At 46.6% G+C, this 23,712-nt stretch carries 19 protein-coding genes; 6 read left to right on the plus strand and 13 right to left on the minus strand.

All coding sequences use genetic code 11. From position 1 onward, the window contains the following. Positions 1-71: 71 nt before the first annotated feature. Positions 72-725: a Crp/Fnr family transcriptional regulator gene (locus KME12_04590; GenBank protein MBW4487047.1), complete on the plus strand. Its 654-nt coding sequence runs from the start codon at positions 72-74 to the stop codon at positions 723-725. Here KME12_04590 and KME12_04595 read toward each other — a convergent pair. After that, complete coding sequence (locus KME12_04595) at positions 708-1,601, minus strand: septal ring lytic transglycosylase RlpA family protein (protein MBW4487048.1); 894 nt, start codon at positions 1,599-1,601, stop codon at positions 708-710. The two genes, KME12_04590 and KME12_04595, sit on opposite strands and share 18 nt — an antisense overlap. Before the next feature lie 655 nt (positions 1,602-2,256). Between KME12_04595 and KME12_04600 the strand changes: the two genes are divergently transcribed. The 4 genes from KME12_04600 (at position 2,257) to KME12_04615 (ending at position 10,542) form a co-directional block, all read left to right on the plus strand. Beyond that, positions 2,257-3,105 (plus strand): M28 family peptidase, encoded by an 849-nt coding sequence (locus KME12_04600; GenBank protein ID MBW4487049.1) that lies wholly within the window; start codon positions 2,257-2,259, stop codon positions 3,103-3,105. A 35-nt stretch (positions 3,106-3,140) separates the two neighbouring features. Then, entirely contained in the window at positions 3,141-4,589 is a 1,449-nt protein-coding gene (locus KME12_04605; protein ID MBW4487050.1) for a class I SAM-dependent methyltransferase, read from the plus strand. 189 nt (positions 4,590-4,778) lie between these two features. After that, the gene (locus KME12_04610) at positions 4,779-8,540 is read left to right on the plus strand and encodes a hydantoinase B/oxoprolinase family protein (protein ID MBW4487051.1); all 3,762 of its coding nucleotides are present in this window, start codon (positions 4,779-4,781) and stop codon (positions 8,538-8,540) included. Positions 8,541-9,393: 853 nt separating this feature from the next. Beyond that, positions 9,394-10,542, plus strand: coding sequence for a three-Cys-motif partner protein TcmP (locus tag KME12_04615; GenBank protein ID MBW4487052.1), 1,149 nt, complete (start codon positions 9,394-9,396; stop codon positions 10,540-10,542). Here KME12_04615 and KME12_04620 read toward each other — a convergent pair. The 9 genes from KME12_04620 to KME12_04660 all read right to left on the minus strand — a co-directional run bounded on the left by KME12_04620 (position 10,532) and on the right by KME12_04660 (position 16,516). Then, positions 10,532-11,305 carry a phage Gp37/Gp68 family protein gene (locus KME12_04620; GenBank protein ID MBW4487053.1) on the minus strand — a complete coding sequence of 258 codons (774 nt, stop codon included), beginning with the start codon at positions 11,303-11,305 and terminating at the stop codon, positions 10,532-10,534. The genes KME12_04615 and KME12_04620 overlap by 11 nt on opposite strands. 217 nt (positions 11,306-11,522) lie before the next feature. Beyond that, positions 11,523-11,732 carry an antitoxin family protein gene (locus tag KME12_04625; GenBank protein ID MBW4487054.1) on the minus strand — a complete coding sequence of 70 codons (210 nt, stop codon included), beginning with the start codon at positions 11,730-11,732 and terminating at the stop codon, positions 11,523-11,525. 44 nt (positions 11,733-11,776) lie between these two features. Continuing rightward, the gene (locus KME12_04630) at positions 11,777-12,106 is read right to left on the minus strand and encodes a type II toxin-antitoxin system PemK/MazF family toxin (GenBank protein MBW4487055.1); all 330 of its coding nucleotides are present in this window, start codon (positions 12,104-12,106) and stop codon (positions 11,777-11,779) included. Beyond that, positions 12,094-12,360, minus strand: a complete 267-nt coding sequence (locus KME12_04635) for an AbrB/MazE/SpoVT family DNA-binding domain-containing protein (protein MBW4487056.1) — start codon at positions 12,358-12,360, stop codon at positions 12,094-12,096. Before KME12_04635 ends, KME12_04630 begins: the two co-directional genes overlap by 13 nt. 150 nt (positions 12,361-12,510) lie before the next feature. Beyond that, complete coding sequence (locus KME12_04640) at positions 12,511-12,900, minus strand: group 1 truncated hemoglobin (protein ID MBW4487057.1); 390 nt, start codon at positions 12,898-12,900, stop codon at positions 12,511-12,513. Positions 12,901-12,982: 82 nt separating this feature from the next. Then, entirely contained in the window at positions 12,983-13,873 is an 891-nt protein-coding gene (locus KME12_04645) for an alpha/beta hydrolase (protein ID MBW4487058.1), read from the minus strand. Between the two features lie 14 nt (positions 13,874-13,887). Beyond that, positions 13,888-14,985, minus strand: a complete 1,098-nt coding sequence (locus tag KME12_04650) for an FAD-binding oxidoreductase (GenBank protein ID MBW4487059.1) — start codon at positions 14,983-14,985, stop codon at positions 13,888-13,890. A gap of 78 nt (positions 14,986-15,063) precedes the next feature. Beyond that, positions 15,064-15,507 carry a photosystem II protein PsbQ gene (psbQ, locus tag KME12_04655; GenBank protein ID MBW4487060.1) on the minus strand — a complete coding sequence of 148 codons (444 nt, stop codon included), beginning with the start codon at positions 15,505-15,507 and terminating at the stop codon, positions 15,064-15,066. A 226-nt stretch (positions 15,508-15,733) separates the two neighbouring features. After that, positions 15,734-16,516, minus strand: coding sequence for an alpha/beta fold hydrolase (locus tag KME12_04660; GenBank protein MBW4487061.1), 783 nt, complete (start codon positions 16,514-16,516; stop codon positions 15,734-15,736). A 323-nt stretch (positions 16,517-16,839) separates the two neighbouring features. Here KME12_04660 and KME12_04665 point away from each other — a divergent pair, with 323 nt between their 5' ends. Then, positions 16,840-17,040, plus strand: a complete 201-nt coding sequence (locus tag KME12_04665) for a hypothetical protein (protein ID MBW4487062.1) — start codon at positions 16,840-16,842, stop codon at positions 17,038-17,040. A gap of 251 nt (positions 17,041-17,291) precedes the next feature. Here the strand turns inward: KME12_04665 and KME12_04670 are convergent, their stop codons facing one another. The 3 genes from KME12_04670 to KME12_04680 form a co-directional block, all read right to left on the minus strand. Further along, positions 17,292-18,263 (minus strand): GDP-mannose 4,6-dehydratase, encoded by a 972-nt coding sequence (locus tag KME12_04670; protein MBW4487063.1) that lies wholly within the window; start codon positions 18,261-18,263, stop codon positions 17,292-17,294. 297 nt (positions 18,264-18,560) lie between these two features. Continuing rightward, the gene (locus KME12_04675; GenBank protein MBW4487064.1) at positions 18,561-20,357 is read right to left on the minus strand and encodes a glycosyltransferase family 2 protein; all 1,797 of its coding nucleotides are present in this window, start codon (positions 20,355-20,357) and stop codon (positions 18,561-18,563) included. A gap of 75 nt (positions 20,358-20,432) precedes the next feature. Then, a complete protein-coding gene (locus tag KME12_04680; protein ID MBW4487065.1) occupies positions 20,433-23,708 on the minus strand; it encodes a glycosyltransferase in 3,276 nt (1,091 codons plus the stop codon). Positions 23,709-23,712 lie beyond the last annotated feature (4 nt).

A 23,712-nucleotide genomic window follows, 5' to 3' on the forward strand; every position in this document is an offset into this window, starting at 1 on the left:
GAACCCAGCAATTAACTTTCCTTGAGCTCAAACATCTAGATTAAGGAAGAGATTTAGCCTGGGTTCTTGGTATGCTCCATTCTTTTGCCTCTGAAGCAAGCTCTCAGCCCGACTTACGCCAGTTGCTAGAGGAGCTTTACGCAGGTCGAAGCCTATACCCCTATAGCAGTGGTCAAGCTATCCGCATGGCTCCCCACGAAATTTGGATTGTCTGTCGGGGTGTGGTGCAACTAAGCACTTTGTATCCCAATGGAGACGAAGCTTTACTTGGCTTAGCAGGACCTTCCATGCCTTTTGGCTTACCATTCACCCTCACCAATCCCTACCAAGCTACGGCTCTATCCGCTGTAGATTTAATGCGGCTAACAATCTCTGAGGTAGAACAATCTTCTACCTTGACCAAAGGCATTCTGCGCCATATTAACCGCCGCTTACGACAAACCGAGGCGATTCTAGCTTTAGTGGGTCACCGCCGGGTTAAAGATCGGCTATGCCATCTGTTGTTGTTGCTCCAGCAAGAAATTGGTGTTCCAACGACCGAAGGCACTCGCTTGGGAGTTCGGTTAACTCATCAGCACTTAGCCAATGCGATCGGTACGACACGGGTCACAGTAACTCGACTGCTGGGCCAATTGCGCGAAGAAGGGTGGCTGAACATCGATCGCGATCACCACATTGTGATGCCAGTGCTGCCGTCTCACTCCAACCTACAGGCCAGCCGTTAGTTGGGAACCCGTAGCGATGCGCTGAGGTCCATTGGGCTGCATAATCACCGCTTGGAAGGGAATCACACCTGCATCCTCGCTGTTGATTTGGCGGGCCGCTTCCCGCGATAGATCTAGGACTCGGTTGTCTACATAGGGGCCACGGTCATTAATTCGGACAATGACTGAGTGACCACTGTTGAGGTTTGTGACTTTGAGATAGGTATCGAAGGGGAGCGAAGGGTGGGCGGCGGTTAGCTCATTTTGGTTAAAGGTTTCCCCGGTGGCGGTTAATCGGCCATGAAAATAGGGGCCGTACCAAGAAGCCAGCCCCTCAATCTTGCGATCCGTTTCTACCAAGCCGTACATTTTAGCCTGGGCTTCCGCTAAGGTCAGGGGTGGGGTTGACAAAGCAATGCGTAAGTTGTTAACCCACTCCACTGCTAGCAACTCGCGGGTGCGGTTCATGTGAGCAGCGATCGCCGGATCAACCGCAAACAAAACGCGATCGCCCAATTTACCAGCCGGATTTCCCTGAGTCAGACCCACTTGCAGTTGGGCCGCATTAAAGTGAGGGTTTTGTAAGATCTGCTTAAATCTTGAGGCTACTAATTCAGCTTGATCACGAGCTGGCAGCTCAGCAATTAAATACCCTCTCACCCACACTTGAAACACGGTGCGATGAGCAGACTGGGATGAAAAATTCTGGATAAAGGCAGTGTGTAGAAAGGCAGGGCGTTTCTGCTGCCCACTGGCTATAGTCTTGGCTTCTGGGGTAATGGCTCGGCTGGCTCGGACAACCACGACTGATTTAGCAGCGTTAAGACTATTTTCATGCCCCTGCCAAGAAAACAAATCCTTAAACAGTCGCAGAACTTGGCCCGGATAGTGATCCATGAAGTTCTTGCCAGCATTAGAGGTGATGGCTAGAGAACGGGCAGCCCAGAGCTGGGGTTCTACTTTGATACCCGTAATACCAGCATTAACAACGGCAGGCGTGACTCTGAACTTGGCAGAAAAAAGTGGATTTTCAACCGGATTGAACCAGCTGGTGGTTGAAGAAGAGACTAAAGCACTTTGACGCTGTGGGCGCGGGGATGAGGTCAGAAGTGCAAGCCTAGGCGAATAGGTGCTGTAAAGGCTGGAGGAAACGGAGGGTTGGAGCCAAGCTGAAGTGGACTTATGAGGGGGTCGGTTTACTACCGAAAGCATCTTGGCAGGAAAGTTGCTGAGTAGACGTTCGGGAGCCTTAAACAAACTCTGACCCGATGACAAAAAGTACTCTGCTTGGGATGCAACCCAGACAAGACAAAATAGCAACATGGATAAATGCTTGAGAGGATGCACGAAACGTTGAATACAGTAGTGCTGTATACAACTTCTGGTAGCTAGGTAGTAGAGTATACTAACTCTTACCACGAAATAATCCACCCATGGGGTGAAACCCCCTACTAACCCTAAGTAGAGAGTTTTTTCATGAAAAGTCTTAGCTAGGCGCAGCCATTTTTTCCTGGTAAGTTGCCACTATCGTCTAGTGGAATGGAAGTTTTGGGTGGAGTTAAAAGCTCGACTACAGCATCATTTAACACAGGTTGCTCGCGATCGCGATCCTTATTTAGCCACCGCTGGCCACTTCTTTGTTCAACAATATATCCGTCAGCAGTTAGAACAATGGGGCCAAGTAGCGATCCAAAACTTTCAGGTTCAGGGGATGAGCCTGCAAAACTTGATTTTGGATTTGCCAGCGGCCACGACGAACGCGAACAGAGACAGACTGCCAATTTTGATTGGGGCTCATTATGACGCCGTTATAGGCTCTCCCGGCGCAGATGACAATGCCACTGGGGTAGCAGTGTTGCTGGAGCTAGCGCAAGCTTTTTGCCAAGAACCTGCCCGTCATCCGATTCGATTGGTTGCTTTTGATTTTGAAGAAACGAGCTATAACCTTGCAGGCAGCACCTATTATGCAAACTCGCTACAGGAGGAGCCACTGCGGTTAATGCTGGCGTTAGAAATGCTGGGCTATTGCGATCGCAGCCCCAACTCCCAACAGTATCCTCCTGGCCTCAAGTACTTTTTTCCCAACCAAGGCAACTTTATTGGCTTGATTGGCAATCTAAAAACCATTCCTGACTTAATTCACCTCAGCCATCATTTGCGTCGGGCAGGAGTGCCTTGCCGTTGGTTGCCTGCGGGAAAAAGAGGCCTAATTTTGCCAGACACCCGTCGCAGCGATCATGCAGCCTTTTGGGATCGGGGCGATCGCGCTTTGATGGTGACAGATACGGCCAACCTGCGAAATCCGCACTATCATAAGCCCAGCGATCGCCTCGAAACTTTAGATTTAGATTTTTTAACGGGTGTCTATCGAGGCTTGGAAATGGGCATTCGTTCTTTATAGCCAAATTGCCCACCCGTTTTTCTAGGAATTTAACCATGACCCATAGCCAGCAGCCTACACAACCTGTTGCCCCCACAGGTACTCGTGAGGTAATGCCAAATTATGCGGCAGAAATTCAATCAGAACCCGTAGAAGTGACTGACCATACCTCCTTGATTCTGGCATTGCTCCTGGCAGAGCGAGCCCCGGAAGCACAAAATGTTTGGTTGTCAGCACTGGCGCAACAAAATGCTAGTCAGCAGCAAAACCGCATCGTCGAGTTACTTCAATTTTTGGCGACAACGGCTGAGCAATACGAACAGAATGCCAATTGGAAAAACGCTTGGCTGGTTCGTTCCTATATTGCCAAGCTACTTCCCAATGATATTAATAATTCGCTAATCCTGATTCGACTTTCTATAGAGTTGAAAATATTTGAGCCAGAAGGGAGACAGTTCTTAGCATCAGCAACTCACTCGCTAGCATTTACCCAAGGCTTTGAGCAAGTAAATCTCAATCTCTTAGAGGGAGTGCTACAAAAACTAGCCGTAATCCATCCTTTTCATGAGTTATTTGATGTCTGCTTTGTAAACGATAAGATTCGCCAAAATCCTAAGTTTGCTCTATTGAGAAACCAGATTGCGATCGCCCATAATAACCTGGGTTTAGTGTTTCATCAGCAAGGATCTTTAGACCAAGCATTTGGGGCATTCCATAGATGTTTAGAGATCCAGGCAAGCATTAATCCGATTCATCTTTCCAAAATATTTCTCAACTTAGGAGTCACTTCCGCCCAAAAGCAGCAATTTCAACAAGCAGAAACCTACCTGAAACAGGCTGTAGAGCTAGATGCAAATAATGCTGACGCTGCAAGAAGATTAGTTGATGCCAGGTACAAACTCCACACTGCGGCTAAAAGCTATACCTTTACGTCGGATTGGTTTAGCTTTAATATTCCAACCTGGAAAGTGCATTTACAGCAGTTTGTAGGACAACCCAATTTAACTTGTCTAGAAATTGGTAGCTGGGAAGGACGCTCAACCTGCTGGCTGTTAGAAAATGCGTTAACTCATCCCTCTGCAACCATTACCTGCGTAGATACCTTTGAGGGCAGCTTCGAGCATCAATCTTACGACCCCGACTACATCAAGTCGTTAGAGGACAGATTTGATTTCAATATTCAACAATCTGGTGCTTCAGAGAAGGTCAAAAAAGCAGTAGGCTCGTCTCATCAGGTTCTAAAAAGACTGCCATCTAATACCTATGACTTCATCTATATTGATGGTTCTCATCTCGCTTGCGATGTACTGATTGATGCGGTACTGAGCTGGGCATTGGTTAAAGTTCAAGGGCTATTAGTATTCGATGATTACGACTTTAAGTTTCCAGACAACCCCAACCAAAATACTAAAATAGGCATTGACGCATTTATCAATAGCTTCCTACCAAAGCTCGAAATTACTCATAAAGGACACCAGTTGATTTTGAAAAAAATAGCTGAGTAGCTGTTTTTACGAACAGGCTTGGCAGATTTGTTTCATGCTGTTGAGATGAAGCTTAGTGAATGCAACGCACTGAGCAATGCTGATTCCTAAAAACCCATAAAACTTATCGCTCAAGAGCATTCATAGGGTCGGAAACTTAAGCAAAACTACAGCAGTACGAATGAATGCGGTAATGGTTGAGGAACCGAAATGTCTGGTGTATTTGATTCGCGTTGGCAATTTTGGATTGATCGAGGTGGCACCTTCACCGATGTTGTGGCACGACGGCCTGATGGTGAGCTAGTTATCCACAAGCTGCTATCAGAGAACCCTGAACGCTATGCCGACGCACCCTTACAAGGCATTCGAGAACTATTAGAAGTGGAGGCTGAGGGACCCATCCCAGCAGAGCAAATTGCAGCGGTAAAAATGGGAACGACCGTAGCGACCAACGCTTTGCTAGAGCGGAAGGGCGATCGCACGCTACTCCTCATTACCAAAGGCTTCTGGGATGCGTTGAGAATTGGTTATCAAAATCGCCCTAATATCTTTGCCCGCCAAATCATCTTGCCCGAAATGCTTTATGAGCAAGTGATCGAGGTAGAAGAACGCTACACGGCTCAGGGTGAAGAACTAGCCCCGGTGAATCTGGAAGCCTTTCGTCCTGAGTTGCAAGCGGCTTATGCAAGTGGAATTCGAGCTTGCGCGATCGCCTTTCTCCACGGCTACCGTTACCACAAACATGAACAACAAGTTGCTGAGCTAGCTAGAGAGATTGGGTTCACGCAAGTTTCGGTATCTCACGAAGTCAGCCCGTTGATGAAATTGGTAAGCCGAGGAGATACAACGGTGGTGGATGCCTATCTCTCGCCAATTTTGCGGCGCTATGTCGATCGCGTGGCGGCTCAATTGGGTGATACGCAACTGATGTTTATGCAATCCAACGGGGGATTAACCGACGCGAAGTTTTTTCAAGGCAAAGACAGTATCCTTTCAGGGCCAGCGGGCGGCATTGTCGGGGCAGTTCAGACGAGCAAGTTAGCAGGTTTCGAGCAGATCATCACGTTTGATATGGGCGGCACCTCGACGGATGTCGCGCACTACAACGGCGAATATGAGCGCACTTTTGAAACCGAAGTGGCTGGTGTGCGGATGCGATCGCCGATGATGTCCATCCACACCGTCGCAGCAGGGGGTGGCTCGATTTTGCAATTTGACGGCTCCCGCTATCGAGTCGGCCCAGAATCAGCAGGGGCAAATCCTGGCCCCGCTAGTTATCACAAAGGTGGGCCTTTGACTGTCACCGATGCCAATGTCATGGCAGGCAAGCTACATCCTGAGTTCTTCCCGAAAGTGTTCGGCTCGAATGGAGATTTGCCGCTGGATGCTGAAGTGGTGCGAGAGAAATTTGCCGAACTCGCCGCTCAGATTTGCAAGGCCACTGGAGACAGCCGCACTCCGGAACAAGTAGCTCAGGGATTCTTGGCGATCGCGGTAGAGAAAATGGCCAATGCGATCAAGAAAATCTCTGTCCAGCGGGGTTATGACGTTTCTGAGTACACACTCTGCTGCTTTGGCGGTGCGGGGGGACAACATGCTTGCGCGATCGCCGATGCGCTAGGGATGACGCAGGTGTTTATCCATCCGTTCGCGGGTGTGCTGTCGGCTTATGGCATGGGCTTGGCGGATCTGCGGGTGTTGCGAGAGCGATCGGTTGAGGCGAGATTGACGGATGGGTTGGTGCCTGACTTGGAGAAACTTTTAGCTGAGATAGCGAATGATGCTAAGGCGGAACTGACTCAGTTGGACAATTCAGCCCCCCTAGCCCCCCAGTCTGAGGAGTTAGACCGTGCAGCCCCCCCAGCCCCCCAATTCTGGGGGGAGTCAGACTTAGGACTTTCTACAATTCAAGTTCTCTCTAAAGTACATCTGCGCTATGAGGGAACCGATTCCGCGCTGATTGTGGAGTTTGGTAGCATCCCAGAAATGGTGGCTCGGTTTGAAGCGGATCACCGACAGCGTTATGGGTTTGTTGCGCCCCACAAAGCCTTAATCGTAGAAGCTGTTTCGGTGGAAGTGGTGGGAGTTACTGAGATTCCTGAAGAGGCGATCGCGGAGCAGCGGAGAACTGGGGCACTAGAGGCGATCGCAACTGTCCCAATGTTCACCGCAGACACTTGGCACGATACCCCCGTTTTTGATCGCGCCCATCTGCAACTTGGCGATCGCATTACTGGCCCCGCAATCATCATTGAAGCCACTGGAACCAATGTGATTGAACCAGGATGGCGGGTGCAGGTAAACGAGCGAAACCATCTAGTTTTGGTGAGGCGAGAGGCAAGAGGCCAGGTGCAAGAAGCTAATCGCAATCCAAAATCCAAAATCCAAAATCCAAAATCTTCCCCTGATCCAGTGATGTTGGAGATCTTCAATAACTTGTTCATGGCGATCGCGGAGCAGATGGGGTTCACGCTGCAAAACACCAGCTACTCGGTCAACATTAAAGAACGCCTCGATTTCTCTTGCGCGATTTTTGACGGACAGGGGCAACTGGTGGCAAATGCACCTCACATCCCCGTGCACCTAGGGTCGATGAGCGAGAGTGTGCAAAGCTTGTTGACTGCAAAAGGAGATCAGCTCAAACGAGGTGATGTCTATGCGATTAACAATCCCTACAATGGCGGGACGCATTTGCCAGATGTCACGGTGATTACGCCAGTTTTTGAGGTGAATACTCCTCACTCCTCTCCCCACCCTTCGGGAACGCTTTCAGCGAACACTCCTCTCTTTTTCGTCGCATCACGCGGGCATCATGCGGATATTGGAGGGATTACACCTGGATCGATGCCGCCGAATAGTACTTCGGTGGAGCAGGAAGGGATTCTGATCGATAACTTTCAGGTAGTGGAGCAGGGGCAGTTTCGAGAGCAGGAGTTCGCTGAACTGTTAACTTCCGGGCCTTACCCTGTGCGGAATCTAACGCAGAACTTGGCGGATTTGCAGGCGCAGATTGCGGCGAATGAGAAGGGCGTGCAAGAGCTGCATCGGATGGTCGAGCATTTTGGCTTGGAGACGGTGCAAGCCTATATGGGGCATGTGCAGCATAATGCGGAAGAGTCGGTGCGGCGGGTGATTGCGGTGCTGAAGGATGGCAACTTCACCTATGAGATGGATGATGGCAGTCAGATTCAAGTGGCGATCGCCATCAATCCCACAGCCCGCACTGCCCGAATTGATTTCACAGGCACCTCACTTCAACAGCCCAATAACTTCAATGCCCCGTTAGCAGTGGGTAAAGCGGCAGTTCTCTATGTGTTCCGCACGTTAGTAGACGATGACATTCCTTTGAACGCCGGATGTCTCAAGCCTTTGGACATTCATATCCCTGAAGGCTGTATGTTGAATCCGCAGTATCCAGCGGCAGTGGTAGCGGGAAATGTAGAAGTTTCTCAGGCAGTCGTAGATACACTGTATGGCGCGTTGGGCGTATTGGCTGCGTCTCAGGGCACGATGAACAATTTCACCTTTGGCAGCGATCGCTATCAATATTACGAAACCATCTGTGGGGGTTCTGGCGCTGGCCCTGGTTTTGCGGGTACGGATGCGGTGCAGACTCATATGACTAACTCGCGCTTGACAGATCCAGAGGTTTTGGAATGGCGCTTTCCTGTACTGCTCGAAACCTTTGCGATTCGGCCTAATAGCGGGGGTACGGGCAAATATCGCGGTGGTAATGGTGTGATTCGGCGGCTGCGTTTCCGGGAAGCCATGACTGCGGCGATTCTCTCTAACCGTCGGCGCGTTCCACCCTTTGGTTTGCAGGGAGGGCAACCGGGCGCGATCGCTCGGAACTGGGTAGAACGACAAAACGGTGCGATCGAGCCATTAGACAGCAAAGCCGAGGTCGCAATGAACCCCGGTGATGTGTTTGTAATTGAGACCCCCGGTGGTGGAGGTTACGGTTCGCTCTAACGGCGATCGCTACTCTCTTCACGTTCATCTATTTCCACCAACTCACTAAGAGAGCCAACAGAATATAGCGGTTCCTAATCTGGTGAGGTACAAGTCACAAGCTGAAATCCTTACCCAGCCTGGATATGTGCACCTCATTTCGAGGAGAAACGCTATATAGCTCTGCGAATTTATCAAAAGCGTGAGCTAGCTCTGAATCACTCAGACCTAACTGAGAGGCATTTGAGCTTCTGCAATTTCAGCTCTTTCTAATCTTCCTAATAGTTTGGAGCGTAAAAAGAGCGCTATTAGCTCGAACGAATTGAATGCCTAACTAAATGCAGAACTATCTCTGCACCTCAAAGCATTAAATTATTGACTTTTGTTAAAACAAATTTAGAAGTGTTTAAGTTGAAACTAGCTTTTAGCCAAAACTGCTAGAAGACGTTGCTATTAAACTGACAGATTTATATTCAATCTGACCCTTTACTGACTTTATCCTCCACTTTTATAAAAACATTCCGCATCTATCCTACGGAGTAAGCAAATTTACTTACTAAACTTTAAAAGCATCTATAGCTAACAGAATTCGCGGTTTTGTTTTCAGCAGTGATGGATTGCTGCGATCGCTTGTAACTTAATTGAGGTTTCAAGTTAGTGACCTTTCAGGCCCGTAATGAAGACAATATCAAAATGTAGTCTACTGATACTTTTATTATTGCGGCTTCCCCAGTAGTAGGCAGAGCTCTTTAAAGTAATGATAAATTGAGTGGTTATTTCGTTTAATTCTTTAAGTTTTTCAAGGATGAAATTGTCAATTCTGAAACTAAAAAGCTATCTTTGGGGATATTTAGTTGAGTTTTAGGAGAAATCTGTGAGCGGTAATTCGTTCTTTGATGAACAAAAGGAACAATCTTTAGTTAAAGCTAGAATAGTTGAAAAATATTTTTGGGCTTGGGCAAAGGTGATTATTTCAGTATCAAAAAGAAATAGTCGCAACAATAGCGACGCTGAAATCAAAATTGCTTATATTGACTTATTTGCTGGCCCAGGACGCTATAAGGATGGTTCGAAATCAACTCCTCTTCTAGTTTTAGAAAAAGCAATTCATGATCCAGACTTAAGAAATTCGTTAGTAGCTCTTTTCAATGATGCAGATTCAGATAATACAAGTTCTCTTGAACAATCCATTAACTCTCTGCCTGGCATCGAAGTATTAAGACATAAGCCAGTAGTAAGAAATCATGAAGTTGGTCAAGAGATAGTTAAAGAATTTGAGAGCAGAAGACTTATTCCTACTTTATTTTTTGTTGATCCTTGGGGCTACAAGGGTCTTTCCCTCCAGCTAATTAACTCAGTAGTAAAAAGTTGGGGTTGTGATTGTATATTTTTCTTCAACTATAACCGCATCAATATGGGTTTAGGCAACTCCTCCGTGCAAGAACACATGAATGCTCTCTTCGGTAAAGAGCGCGCTGATCAGGTACGCCAGCGACTAAGATCAATGCCACCTTTGGAGCGGGAATTATCTATTGTAGAAGCCATTTGTGAAGCACTAAAGGAGATGGGTGGCAAGCATGTTCTCCCTTTTCGTTTTAAGTATGAGGATGGAAAACGTACTAGTCACCACCTTATTTTCGTAAGCAAGCATGTAAAAGGCTACGAAATTATGAAGGAAATTATGGCACCGGAAAGCTCAGACCATGAGCAGGGTGTCCCTTCTTTTGAATATAGCCCCGCTACTTCCAACCAACCTTTATTATTTGAGCTATCACGTCCTCTGGATGATTTAGAGGATATGCTGCTGTGTGAGTTTTCAGCTCAAAAAATCACAATGTTAGAGATTTATAACCAGCATCATGTAGGTAAACGTTACATTAAAAAAAATTACAAGGCTGTTTTACGAAAGCTTGAGCAACAAGGGAAGATTCAAGCTGAACCACCTGCCAATAAACGACGTAAGCAGCATGGAGAAGTAACATTTGGGGATAATGTTGTTATCGAATTTCCTGCTAAGCAGTAAGCTTCGATCGTTCCGATTTATTAGATTTTATTGAGTAACTTCCCCACTTCTCAAGATGTTGTCTCCAAGCATCTGGCATCTCGTCCCAAATTCGACCGTCTAGCAATCTCCCCCCTGCCTTAGGAGTTCTTCCTCCAACCTGTTTAAAGAAAAATGCCACCTCAGCATTTTGGCATTGATCACGAATGCTTTGCGCCCACTCAGTTTTCATTGGTCGATGCCTTTGACCAGATTCTCCGCCAGCAATAACCCAGTGAATGTCTGTTAGATCAAGCTGTAGCGCGCCTAAGAGAGGTTCACACGAGAGAAAACGCACTTTTGCTGGAATTTGGCGTAAGTAATCAATGCGATGGGTATAGCTTTGATTTTCAACAGATACGCCTATCCATACGTTCTCAGGAAAGTCTAGTTGAGAGGACACTTTCAGCAAATGTTCATGGCGCTTTGTAAGAATCTGATAGATGTGCCAAGGTGTTTCATTAATGACTGAAAAAACTTCCTTTAAAAAGGAAACAGGAACATCCTCATGAAAAAGGTCACTCATCGAATTGACAAAAATTCGGCTTGGAGTTCGCCACCGTCTTGGCTCTTGTAACCTCTCTGGATGTATAGTCAGCTCAAACCCATTAGGAAAATTTCGAGAAAAGCGCTTTGTTAGTGCTTCTGCATAGCAATGGGTACATCCTGGGCTAACCTTATCGCAACCAGTCGTAGGGTTCCAAGTTTTGTCAGTCCACTCTATACCTGTGTGTGTGCTTGTCATAGGCTGACTGTACCATCAGAAGTCAAGCTTCTGTTGTTCGAGGCATGATCATGGTTCTTTTGTACCATAATCTATTATGACCTTAATCATGTTAAACGCTAAAAATATAGATTAAGTTCTCATTTAACTTCATAATAGAGAGCTTAATACTAAAGCTATATAGTTTTTATTGCTTCGCACAGTAGAACTTTTTAGCTGACACTTTTGGTATTGTCAGCTATGTTTCATCAACAGTTGTCGTAGCTTGACTGTTAACCGTTTGCTCAGGTAGAGCGGCGATCGCGGCTAGTATACTTGCAGCATTTCCTTTAGGACCATTAGTATCATTAGTCCTGATAATAACTTGTACCTCAGTTCCCTCCGGTAGATCGATCGGCTGAGTCAGTCTTAAAACCCCTTTTTCATAAATGGCCGTAATTGTTTTCATACACCTTCTCCAATATTGCTTAATCAACTACAAGCTAATAATAGCTACTCAGCAAATATCTCTGCTAAAACCGCCAAAGCTGATTTTTGTGCGGTAGCACTGATGCGACCTAGACGCTTTACAAGCCGTACCTTATCAACTGTACGAAGTTGATCCAAAACAATCTGACCATCTTTGCCTTGAAAGCGACAGGCTACTCGTGTTGGATATTCTCGTCCTTTTGTGGTTATCGGCGCAATGATCACAGTATTGATATTTCGATTCATCTCGTCTGGGGACACGACTAAACAAGGACGAGTCTTTTGAATTTCACTGCCGATAGTGGGATCGAGATTTACCAGATATACATCAAAGCGCTTGACTACCATTCCCACTCATTCGAATCCCAACTCGTGAGGCTTGTTGCTTCCGGGTCTAAAAGTTGATCGTCTCCGTGCTCAGCCATTTTCTGAAATGCCTCATCCCAGCCTTGGCGTACAGATCGTGCAGGACGAATCACGAGCTGGTTCTGCTGCACCACTAGTTCCACTTCATCGCTGAGATGCAACTGCTCTAGCAGTAACTTGGGAATCCGAATTCCTTGAGAATTGCCGATTTTGACGATACGGGTTTTTACAATTGGGTCCACTGAAACACTCTGTTTACTATCAGTGTATACAGTGTAATTACAAGGCTAAAGCGATCGCAACGCAAGAATTTATCTCAAAAATGAGCGATCGCCCTCTCTATCTTAGGAAAGCGATCGCACAACATCACTACTTAATTGAGTAGTGAAATTTTAAGCAGGAATTACAATATCGGGTTTGGTACTTTGGACGATCGCAAATAGCTCAGCTTGCTCAGTGGCGGGGACAGCAAATTTGTCTAGAGTTTGTTGAAAATCGTCTAGAAAAGACTCCCATTCTTCTGCTGTAATTTTGAGGTGAGCATGGGAATCCTGCATTGAGCGACCACTATATTTCTGTGGGCCACCTGTTGCCCAGCAGACCATTTCTGTGACTAAATATTTGAATCCAGATCTAGAAACACGATGGTGCGCTTCATCGACTAGTGGGTTGGAATTGAGGCGCGGATCATCCATGATGCGATCGATGAAGTCATCGACTACAGTAGCAATACTGTACACACCGCCGAGTCGCTCGTAGAGAGAAGTTGCCTGAGATTGCATAGTGGGGTCTCTTGGGGGTTGGTGTTTATTGTTCCCAAAGGCGGCTATTCCAACACTTCAAACAATGTCACAAGCGATCGCCTTAGGACTGCGGCTGGTATTCTCGCTGGATTTCCTCTAGAGCTTGCCGCAGATCATCGGCGTGGAGCCAACCGACAAAACCACCGTAGAGACATTGCCCCCTCGGACTGGCGACAAAGACATGATCCACCCCAAACGGATTTTTCCAGGTACGAATCGTGGTGCCATCCTCAAAAGTCAGGGTGATTTGCGATCGCTCAAAGTCACGACGGTGAGCATCGGTCATGCCAGCCACCAAGCGTAAGCGCTGAATCAAATGTCCACTCAACTCTGATTCTTCGGTTGCTTCACCCCAGAAATTACGAATCGCAGCGGCCACAGCGGGGTGATTTTTTAGCGTGGCATGGGGCAAGCCATAGACGCAGACAAATTTGGCATGGCGAAACTTGCTCGACTCAACAGGAATCGTGCCATCGCTGCCGCCATCATAATCTCCCGCGATCGTTAGGGTGGGAATTACAGCCGCGATCGTCTCAGCCATCGGGCGACGATTTTTGCCTAAGTCCCGTGCAATGCCTAGCCCAAACTGTAATGGATCAAAGATTCGGCCCAAGTCTGAACCCCCGACAGGAGAAGCAACCAGCACCAAGGAATCGACCTGCGACCACCATTCCGGATGGCGGTTCAGCACCTCTAGCCAAATCAAGCCACCCATTGAGTGCCCAATAATTCTGATGGAAGTTTCGGGATAGGTCGCCAGCATATCGATCGCGACTTGCTCAACATGATCGATCAACGGCTCGATCCGCAGCCAAGTTTTAACGAAACCCAAATTCGGCGTGACTACGTGGGTCTGAGGCGAAGCAAGGCTTTGAGCCAAAGCTGTAATCTCGCGGCTGCTATCGGCCCAACCATGCTGAGCATAGAGAATAAAATCTGGCGTCCCGCTCACCCTATACTCCTTAGTTACTCAGTGGTAATCAGTTGGCGAATCATCTGAGCCGTTCCAGGAGCGAGCAAAACACCATTGCGGTAATGCCCTGTCGCGAGCAAAACATTACTGTAACCTGGTAGCGGCCCAATGATTGGCGCAGGGCGACCTTCCGGGCGGGGACGCAAACCAGACCAAGTTCTAAGCACCGTGGCTTTCGCTAAAGCAGGACAAAAGGCGATCGCTTGCTCTAGGACTGTTTGCAACTGCCCTTCATCCGCTACAACTTCCTCATCCGCAGCAAATTCGACCGTTGCCCCTACCCAACACTGATTCGACCCTAAAGGGACGATATGCACATCGTTGCCCGTAATCACGGGCTGTTTCCCAAGGATATCTAGGGGTTGGTCAAGTTGCAGATGCAGCGCTTGGCCTAAAACTGGACGAATTTCTATGGATTGTTGGAGGGACGCAGTTAGAGGAGTGGAGCCTAAACCCGCCGCCACCACCAGCCAATCGACGTCAAAGTTTCCTACTGTTGTGTGTAACTGAGAGCAGCTTTGCGAATTCTGTGCCTCGGCGCTAGAAGTGACAGCCTCTACAGCGGCATCAAAATGAAAAGTCACACCGTTACATTCGGCGGCAGTGACTAAGGCGTGGGTGAGAGCCACCGGATCAACTTGGCGATCGCGAGGGGAGTAAATAGCCGCGTTGATCGAATCTGGGTTGAGGTAAGGATAATGAGCTTGGAGTTGAGCTGCATCCAGAATCTCTAGCGGCCAGCCTTGGTTTTGCCGAGCTTCAGCCAAGGTTTGCCATTTGGTGAGGTCTTCGTCGGCAAAACACAGCTTCAAAATGCCATTGCGATTCCAGGGAATGGTGCAGCCTGCGATCGCTTCTAGTTCTGGAATCAGAGTTTCATACCGCTGCATACTAGCAAGCCGCAATTGCCAAGCTTTACCCTTCACTTTGTGGCTAATGATGCCCATTAGCACACCCAAGGCTGCTCCCGTTGCGGCTTGAGCAGGAAGTTGGCGATCGAACACAGCGATCGTCAATCCTGGTATTTGGCTGAGTTCGTAGGCGATCGCGGCTCCAACTACCCCACAGCCCACCACAGCAACACGACTCATAGATTCAACTTCCAGACCAAGAGCCTATGATGCCATATTCAAAGCCCCTCTCCTGTAGGAGAGGGGTTGGGGGAGAGGTCAGCTATTCGGCACGAGTTGGAAGAAGGCATCGAAGTCTTTTATGGCTTCTGCGTAGTTGCGAATTGCTTGGCGGTAGTCGCTCTTTTGCGCCGCTTCGTCAATTTCTTCTAGGTGAGTAAAAACGTCTTGAGCAGCTTGTCGTGCTGGGCCTTGAGCATCGGGAAGTAAGTTGCGAGCCAAATTGCCCATTCTGAGCCGTAGCTCTCCAAGTGGACCGTGAATAAAGCCGCGTACATCGATCCACTCACGATTTTCAATCAAAGTTGCTAGTTCAGGCATACGGCTGCGAAGGGCAGTGATGCTAGAGCTATAACTCTGAATCCGCTCAATTTGAGTGGGGCTGTAAGTCAGGGTTTTGGTGCTGGCAGGGCTACTGCAACTGACGAGAAATGCTGTGACGAAGGCTAGCGCTAGAGCCAAAATTGACCGATAGTGTCTCATAACTCTACTTGTTTACCACTTGCAAAATTAATTGTTTTATTGATTAGAACCTATTCCCAAAACTAAAATCAGTTTTCAGAAAAGGGTTTAGGGGCGACCATTTATATTTTTCGTAAAGAAATATATCTCAAGACTGGCTCCAAAGTCTTCTGCCTAAATAAAGACTACCGGACTAACCCGTGAGCGATCGCCCAAATCAAAGTAGCAACCTCAATCCTAACTAGCGCTAAAGGCTTTGACGACGTAGAAATGGCAAGAGAACTTCATTCACCTTTTCATACCAATCTTCTTGTGGGTAGTGCCCTACTTCCTGTAGTTGTACTAGCTCTGCATCCGGAATCGCTTTAGTAAAGTTTTCGGCCATGCTAAACGGCAACCAAGGATCGGACATGCCCCAAGCCACTAAGATTGGTCGCTCCCAGTTATCGAAGCCTGACTCAATTTCCGCCGTGGTTGCCTGTAGCTGCAAGTTGCGTAGCGTATATAGCAGCGATCGCCCCGCATCCGAACTCTTTAAGAATGGCCGTCGATACACATCCAAATCTTTGTCATCTACCTGGTAAGGCCCACCCCCTTCCAATAAGCGATCGACCAATAGCGGATCTTGCGTCATCATGTCACCCACCAAAGGCAACCCCATTTGCTGAATCTTCCACGGCAGCTTAGCCACAGTAGAGAGGGGAGTGTTGAAGATGGCTAAGCGCTCGATCTGGTCAGGATGTTGTAAAGCATAGCGGAGTCCTACAGCACCCAAAAAACCTTGCACCACCAGGGAAAATCGTTCCAATTCCAGCACTTGCACTAGGTCTGCCAAAGCGCTTACAAAAGCTTCAGACGTGTAAGTAAAATCTCGCTTATCTGGCTTAGTAGAAAAGCCAAAACCAGGCCAATCAGGGGCGATCGCTCTAAAACCTTGCTCAGCCAAAGCAGGCAATACCTGACGCCAACTGTAGCTTTGCGAAGGAAAACTGTGTAGCAGCAGCACTGGTGGCTTATCCGTTGGATTCATCGGGTTCGCTTCTCGGCAAAACCACTTCAACGGCCCAACTTCAACCAAACGCTCCTCAACTGCCACAGATTTTCTCCCACAAGCTCAAGTGGTCTGAGCTTACCGCTGAACGGTAGCCTAAACAAGCTAACGCCCAGTGGATCAAAAGAAATCGCGATCGCCTCCTAGCTTACAAGCACGCTTGGTTGCCACTCCATTTGTAAAAAAATATGAAAAACATGGTCTGTAAAGCATTTTGTAACTTTAGATACAGAAAAATTTGTTATATTGATTGAAAGAACCCATAAATACTCAAATCGATTCACCCAATAGGAGAACTATTTATGTCTGCTCAAGAGCAAGCTCGTGCTTTGATGATGCGCCACCACCACATGATCAAAAATCGGCAACAATCGATGCTGGGCCGTGCTGCCGCTGAAGTGGGTATGCCTCCTGAAGCAGCAGAATACTGGAACCATATTCAAGGCAAAGCTCATCCTTCTTTCCGCGCGTCCTACGATCGCAGCCACGCTTCCCTCAGCTAAGCAAGGTCAGGCGGCTTGGTTTCCTGTTTGTTTAGGCTCGACGTTGATTAACACTTGTATATGTTGAAAAACCTAGTTGAAGCGTGATGCATACAGCCTTCAACGGGTCATTCCTCTTAAATGACTGCATCAGACTTAAAAAGGGCGTTTTCCTCAGTGGGAGAGCGTCCTTAAAGTTGCAAAGTTTTAGCAGTGGGGTAGGGGCGAGTTAGAGAGTGGGTTGGGAGTGCGATCGCTTAACTTTTAGCGGACTAAGGCTCATCCTGGAGAGCTTTCAAGTCATGCTCCACCATCAATTCCACCATCTCCTGGAAAGAGTGCTGAGGTTTCCAGCCAAGTTTATTCTGAATCTTGTCAATACAACCCATGAGCTGCACAGGCTCATCCGGTCGATAAAAGGCTGGATCAACCGAAACATAATCCTGCCAATTGAGATTCACACAGCTAAACGCAAACTCAACCAGTTCGCGCACCGAATGCGTTTCACCGCTAGCAATAATGTAGTCATCTGCTTCTTGCTGTTGCAGCATCAACCACATCGCATAAACTGCATCTTTGGCATAGCACCAATCCCGCTGAGCATCCAAATTGCCCAGTTTTAGTTCATTCAGCAAGCCCAGTTTAATCATGGCTGCGGCTCGCGTGATCTTGCGAAAGACAAACTCTGCACCGCGCCGTGGCGATTCGTGGGTATAAGTGATGCCACAGCAGGCGTAGAGCTTGTACTGTTGGCGGTAATTCACACTCATCCAGTGAGCGTAAGCCTTAGCCACCCCATAAGGGTTACGAGGTCGAAAAGCAGTACGCTCTGTCTGCGGCGATTCATCCGGTTGCCCAAACACCTCACTACTGGAAGCTTGATAGAACCTCGCATCTGGCTTACAACGCCGAATAGATTCTAAAAGCCTAGAAACCCCCAAAGCCGTATATTCAGCCGTTAAAGAAGGCTGCGTCCAAGACGTAGGAATATAACTCTGAGACGCAAGATTATAGATTTCATCTGGTTGAGCCTCAATAATCGCATCCATCAACGAACACTGATCCAGCAAGTCTCCAGACAAAATTTTGATGTCATTAGAGAAATGGCTGATACGACTAGAATTACCCGAACTAGAGCGGCGAACCAAGCCAAAAACTTGATATCCCCTAGCTAAAAGTAGCTCCGCAAGATAGGAACCATCTTGTCCGGTGACGCCAGTAATGAGGGCAGATTTAGAAGGCATAAATAAGGCAACTTCTGCTGTTTTGTGCTTGAAAATACAAATAATGGAGCCTTGTTGTTAATGATTAATCTATTACACAATTTAAAGAGTATCTAAACCTCAAAGTGCAATCTTTATACTCCCTAGTTAAATGAGAGATACAACAAGGATAAAATTTTATAAAGTTACATACATCTGGTTTCACCTATAGCAATCCTTTTTGATTACTGAACAGGTGCACAGGGAAACTTTTGCATGAGGGCATCGTCTCCCACCCATTGTTCACAAACCATTTGTGATCACTATTACAAGCGTCCCTCAAACCAGTTCAAAGTTACAATTCTGTGAAGATAAATTGGGATTGTAGTAAGGATCTTGCTTTAAACCGTTGAATAACTGGCTCCACTTATGATTCAGTTGCTCCCATTCTCCTGGTCTTAAACCACCTTCCCGGCTCGCAGACTCGTAGTGAACGAGTTGAACAAAAGGAGTAACTACGTTGCGATACCCTGCTTGAACAAGCTTTAAGCAAAAATCTACATCGTTGTAATTGAAAGGAAACCCTTCATCCAGACCATGTACCTGATGAAAGAGTTCCGTTCTGATCATTAAGCAAGCGCCTGTGACAGCTAGGTAATTGCGGTTAATGATGGTAGAGCAAAAATAGCCAGGATAGTCTGCCTCATAACCGTGGAAGGGGTGACCAGGGTTTCCCTCCAGTATCATGACCCCTGCATGTTGTATTTTGCCATCGGGAAAAAAGAGCTTAGCACCCACTGCACCAATCTCATCCTGCTGGGCAAGCTCCAGCATTGACTCTAACCAATCTGGTGTGAGGATCTCTGTATCATCGTTGAGCAGTAACAAAAACTGCCCTTTTGCTTTAGCTGCTCCTTGATTGATTCTCATGGAGAAGTTAAAGGGTTCAGAACAATGCACAAAATGAACGTTGGGAGCCGCGATCGCCTTCAAAGTTGATTTAGGAATGTCATACCCATCCACCACAATGACTTCAAAGTTAGTGTAAGTACTCAACTGTTGAATGCTACGAAGGCAGTTTTCCAGCAAGCACAGGGAACCATTGGCAGTCTCAATCGTTTGCCCAGCACTGGGAATGATAATGCTAATGAGCGGCTGACCCATAATATTGCGTCGAACCCTAAAAAAACCTGCCCGTGGCCCTGCTTCTACATATCCTGGATATGGACTACGCTCCAACATGGCTTCAAGCGCTTTTTTCGCCGCGATAAAAGCCCAAGGCTTTGCCTGCTCCCCTGATGTAACAGAGGTAGGGATAATGCGCCAGTGATAAAGAACTTTGGGGATATGATAAATGTTTTGAGTTTTTTCGACCACTCGCAAGACTAAATCATAATCTTGCGCCCCATCATACTCGCTGCGAAACCCGCCAATATCTCGAATTAAGCCCGTTCGGTAAACACCTAGATGACAAGTATACATACAGCCATGAAAATAGTCTGGTGACCAATCTGGCTTAAAGAAGGGGTCGAGGCGGTTGCCTTTTGTATCTAACTTGTCTTCATCACTGTAAATAAAATCCGCCTCTGGATGAGCATTAATAAGCTTTGCATTTTCAAACAAAGCATCAATTGCTAATTCATCATCATGATCTAGCAGTGCAATATAGTCTCCTGTGGCTACTTCTAAAGCTGAGCTGCTGGCAGCGGAGATATTAGCATTTTGGGCTCTGAATACAATTTTTATTCGAGGATCAACCTTACTGTAATGAGTGAGAAGAGGCCGCACATGGGATGCCGTAGAAGCATCATCAGCAATACAAAGTTCCCAGTGGTCATAAATCTGGTTACGCACCGATTCAATGGCTTTCTGCAACCATCTAGCATCTGTGTTGTAAACTGGCATGATTACAGAAATTTTTGGGCGTAACTGCCAGCAAGTCATTAACTGTTTTGCAGATGTAATTTCCTGCTGGGTTAGCTTCGTCTTGGCTAACCATTTCTGGTATGAATTTCTACGTTCGAGTCTGGCAACAACACGCTGATATATAAAAATTAAGAGCTCTTGCGTTCCTTGTTCGCGCCATACACGCTTGAGCTTACGGAGTTTCTCGAAGATAGTCGAAAGATTAGCCAAGAGGATGTCAAGTTCGCTTACTAAAGTTTCTAGGGAGTCGTCTCTTGAGACATTACAGTTTTAGACTTACTTACCTTATGCTCTGATGCTGTAGTCCTGACTATTTCTCTCCAGATGAGGGCTGTAGCAAGGATCATGTTCTATGATGTCCGTCCATTTCTTTTGCATGTATTTTACTTCCTTGGCAAATCGAGCTTGCTTTTCAGGTGTATCTTCGTAGCCTCGGCTCTTTGATTCGTAATGGTAGAGCACCACATGAGGTAAGTAGATATTGCGGTAACCTTGAGCTTCAATTTTGAGGCATAGATCAATGTCATTGAATGCCACTGAGAGCTCTTCTTCAAAGCCGCCAACCGCCTCAAACACCTCGCGTCTACACATTAGGCAGGCGGCAGTGACAGCCGAATAGTTATTAACTGTCTGAATCTGATTGAAGTAGCCAGGAGCATCATAGGCAAAACGGATATGGCTATGACCCGCGACTCCACCAATGCCGATCACAACTCCAGCATGTTGAATCGTGTCATCGGGATATAGCAATAGAGCTCCTACCGCACCAATAGCAGGTCTCTGAACTTGCTCAACCATTGCCGTCAACCAATCGGGGGAGATAACCTCAGTATCATTGTTTAAAAAGAGTAGGTAATCTCCTTTTGCTTGAGTGACACCGTAGTTGTTAATGGTGGAGAAGTTAAAGGGAATATCAATTGGACAGCATCGAAACCTACTAGGTTCTTTTTCGGCCCATTTAGCAAGTACCTGGAGAGTCTCTTCTTCGGTGCTGCCATTGTCTATAACGATGACTTCATAGTTCTTGTAGGAGGTATGGGTAAAAATAGAAGCCAGACATTGATCCAAGGTTTCGCCTAAGTTGCGGGTTGGAATCAAGATACTCACTAGCTTAGGATCTTCTATTTCGTACCGAACCCTGAAGTGATCTGAGGAGCCAGGTATATCAGTAATACAACCTTTTTCTCCTCTTCTTTCCAACGCTTCTGCTAGAGCTTTTTGGGCTACATGATATGCATAAGGTTTGGCACTAGAGGCGCTAGCGGTAGAGTCTGAATGGATGCGCCAATGGTACAAAATCTTAGGAATGTGGAAAATTTTGTCGGTTTTTTCAGTTAGCCTGAGCACCAAATCATAGTCTTGGCTACCTTCATACCCTACTCTAAACCCACCGAGTTCAGTAATTAGCGATCGCCGATAGGTGCCTAAGTGGCAGGTGTACATTCGAGACAGGAAAGAATCAGGACACCAGTCTGGCTTAAAGTAGGGCTCTTTGAGGGTGTGATCTACCTGAATTTTGTCCTCATCTGAGTAAATCATGTCAGCATCAGGCTGCTTGTTGAGTAAAACTGCTACTTCATACAAAGCATCTGGTGTCAGTAGATCATCATGATCTAAAAGTGCGATAAACTCTCCAGTTGCTACCTCTAGGGCAGAGTTAGAAGCATGAGAGATATGACCGTTTTCTTCTCTAAAAACAATCTTAATCCGCGAATCTGCTTCTGCGTAGGACTGTAGAACTGGTTTAATGTGAGGTTGAGTCGAGGCATCATCGGCAACGCACAATTCCCAGTAAGGATAAACCTGGTTAATCACCGACTCTATTGCCTCGCGCAAGAAGGCTTCAGGTGTATTAAAAACTGGCATTACAATACTAAAGACTGGTTTGTAGCCCAGAACTGGAACTATATCAGCCATTTTTCGAAGGTCAGCTTCTCTGGGATAGTTTTGGTTTAGCCATTTTTGATATTTGACATCCTCCGTCCGAGGAACTCCCATTAGATTTTGGTAGCTACTTGCTGCTGAGGGAGTTGTCTCTTGTAATACCTCAACTGGCGGTACTTCAATCTGAATCGAGCCAGTGGTCTGCTCGAATGACTCAGCCAGCAGACGTGTGGGTTGTTCAGCTTTGGAACTCGTCAATAAGCCTTTGACTTTGGATGAAAAATAGCTAGGATGCAAGCTAATACCTTGTGCTAACCCAAGAGCCTCTCTAACTCTGAACCATCGCGATCGCACTTTCCAAAACTTACTACTTTCCATAGCAGCAATCGTGTTTTGAAAGTCTTGGCTCATTTGAGCTTGTTGAAGGTGCGATCGCTCTAGTTCTGCTTGGGTAAGGTGCAACTGAAACTGTAATTGAGCGAGTTGTGCCTGAGCCCCTTGTAGCTCTTGTTGTAGTTCTTGGAATTGCGATTGCGATCGCCTCCGAGTTAGGTGTAACTGAGACTGCGATCGCTCTAGTTCTGTTTGAGTCTCATGCAGTTGAGACTGCGATCGCTCTAGTTCTGTTTGAGTCTCATGCAATTGAGACTGCGATCGCTCTAGTTCTGTTTGAGTCTCATGCAATTGAGACTGCGATCGCTCTAGTTCTGTTTGAGTCTCATGCAGTTGAGACTGCGATCGCTCTAGTTCTGCTTGAGTCTCATGCAGTTGAGACTGCGATCGCTCTAGTTCTGTTTGAGTCTCATGCAGTTGAGACTGCGATCGCTCTAGTTCTGTTTGAGTCTCATGCAGTTGAGACTGCGATCGCTCTAGTTCTGCTTGAGTCTCATGCAGTTGAGACTGCGATCGCTTCGATTCCTGCTGAAGCCTAAAGAAACGCTCATTCAGTGCAGCATATTTCTCTTCTAAGCTAACAGGAAAGGCTTTGACTATAAATTGCAAAACTTCAGCATTTTCATCTAGTTCAATTTCTTTAACTAGATCGTCATTAAATTCATTTTTATCAATATTTGGAATTAAAGGATTATTTGAGAAAATATTTAGCGTGGTGCAATCAATAGCTTCAAGACAATACCCTGATCTATCAAATAGCTTTTCAATGGTATTTCTTGTAAAGAATCTTAAGTGCGTGTTGTCTAAAATCCCTAATTTTGTGTACTCAAATCGCCCTTGCAACAAAGCTAGCCGAATTGCTCCATGAGCAATATTTGGAATCGAGGCTACTACATATCCTTCTTGCTTCAAGAGCTGGTTAGTCTCTTTTAATACCTTCCAAGGATTACGAAGATGTTCCAAAACATCTCCAAATATGGCAACATCAAATTCCTGGTTTTTTAGAATTTCAGTAACAGATACAAAATCCAGGTCGGCAACAATTACCTCCTTGCAATGTTGTTCAGCAATCTTGGCAGCATCTGCGTTAATTTCTACCCCTGTAACAGTACAACCTCTCCTATTGAGCAGTTGAGCAAGATAACCAGTTGCACAACCAAAATCTACTACTTGCTTGTTTTCCCCAACTAAGCGGAGCATTTTCTTTAAGCTATGATTTTCATCAAGCGCCTCTTCCGTAATCTCTTCTGCTAATGGGTAATCTTTTTGCCAATTTTTATCCATGATA

The organism is Trichocoleus desertorum ATA4-8-CV12 (assembly GCA_019358975.1).
Classification (GTDB): Bacteria; Cyanobacteriota; Cyanobacteriia; order FACHB-46; family FACHB-46; genus Trichocoleus; species Trichocoleus desertorum_A.

Coding starts and splice junctions, on each gene's coding strand:
- KME12_04640 (MBW4487057.1), bottom strand. CDS start 12,900: ATGCAATCTCAGGCAACTTCTCTCTACGAGCGACTCGGCGGTGTGTAC.
- KME12_04590 (MBW4487047.1), top strand. CDS start 72: ATGCTCCATTCTTTTGCCTCTGAAGCAAGCTCTCAGCCCGACTTACGC.
- KME12_04625 (MBW4487054.1), bottom strand. CDS start 11,732: ATGAAAACAATTACGGCCATTTATGAAAAAGGGGTTTTAAGACTGACT.
- KME12_04595 (MBW4487048.1), bottom strand. CDS start 1,601: ATGGATCACTATCCGGGCCAAGTTCTGCGACTGTTTAAGGATTTGTTT.
- psbQ (MBW4487060.1), bottom strand. CDS start 15,507: ATGAGACACTATCGGTCAATTTTGGCTCTAGCGCTAGCCTTCGTCACA.
- KME12_04620 (MBW4487053.1), bottom strand. CDS start 11,305: ATGACAAGCACACACACAGGTATAGAGTGGACTGACAAAACTTGGAAC.
- KME12_04670 (MBW4487063.1), bottom strand. CDS start 18,263: ATGCCTTCTAAATCTGCCCTCATTACTGGCGTCACCGGACAAGATGGT.
- KME12_04680 (MBW4487065.1), bottom strand. CDS start 23,708: ATGGATAAAAATTGGCAAAAAGATTACCCATTAGCAGAAGAGATTACG.
- KME12_04605 (MBW4487050.1), top strand. CDS start 3,141: ATGACCCATAGCCAGCAGCCTACACAACCTGTTGCCCCCACAGGTACT.
- KME12_04650 (MBW4487059.1), bottom strand. CDS start 14,985: ATGAGTCGTGTTGCTGTGGTGGGCTGTGGGGTAGTTGGAGCCGCGATC.
- KME12_04660 (MBW4487061.1), bottom strand. CDS start 16,516: ATGAATCCAACGGATAAGCCACCAGTGCTGCTGCTACACAGTTTTCCT.
- KME12_04610 (MBW4487051.1), top strand. CDS start 4,779: ATGTCTGGTGTATTTGATTCGCGTTGGCAATTTTGGATTGATCGAGGT.
- KME12_04665 (MBW4487062.1), top strand. CDS start 16,840: ATGTCTGCTCAAGAGCAAGCTCGTGCTTTGATGATGCGCCACCACCAC.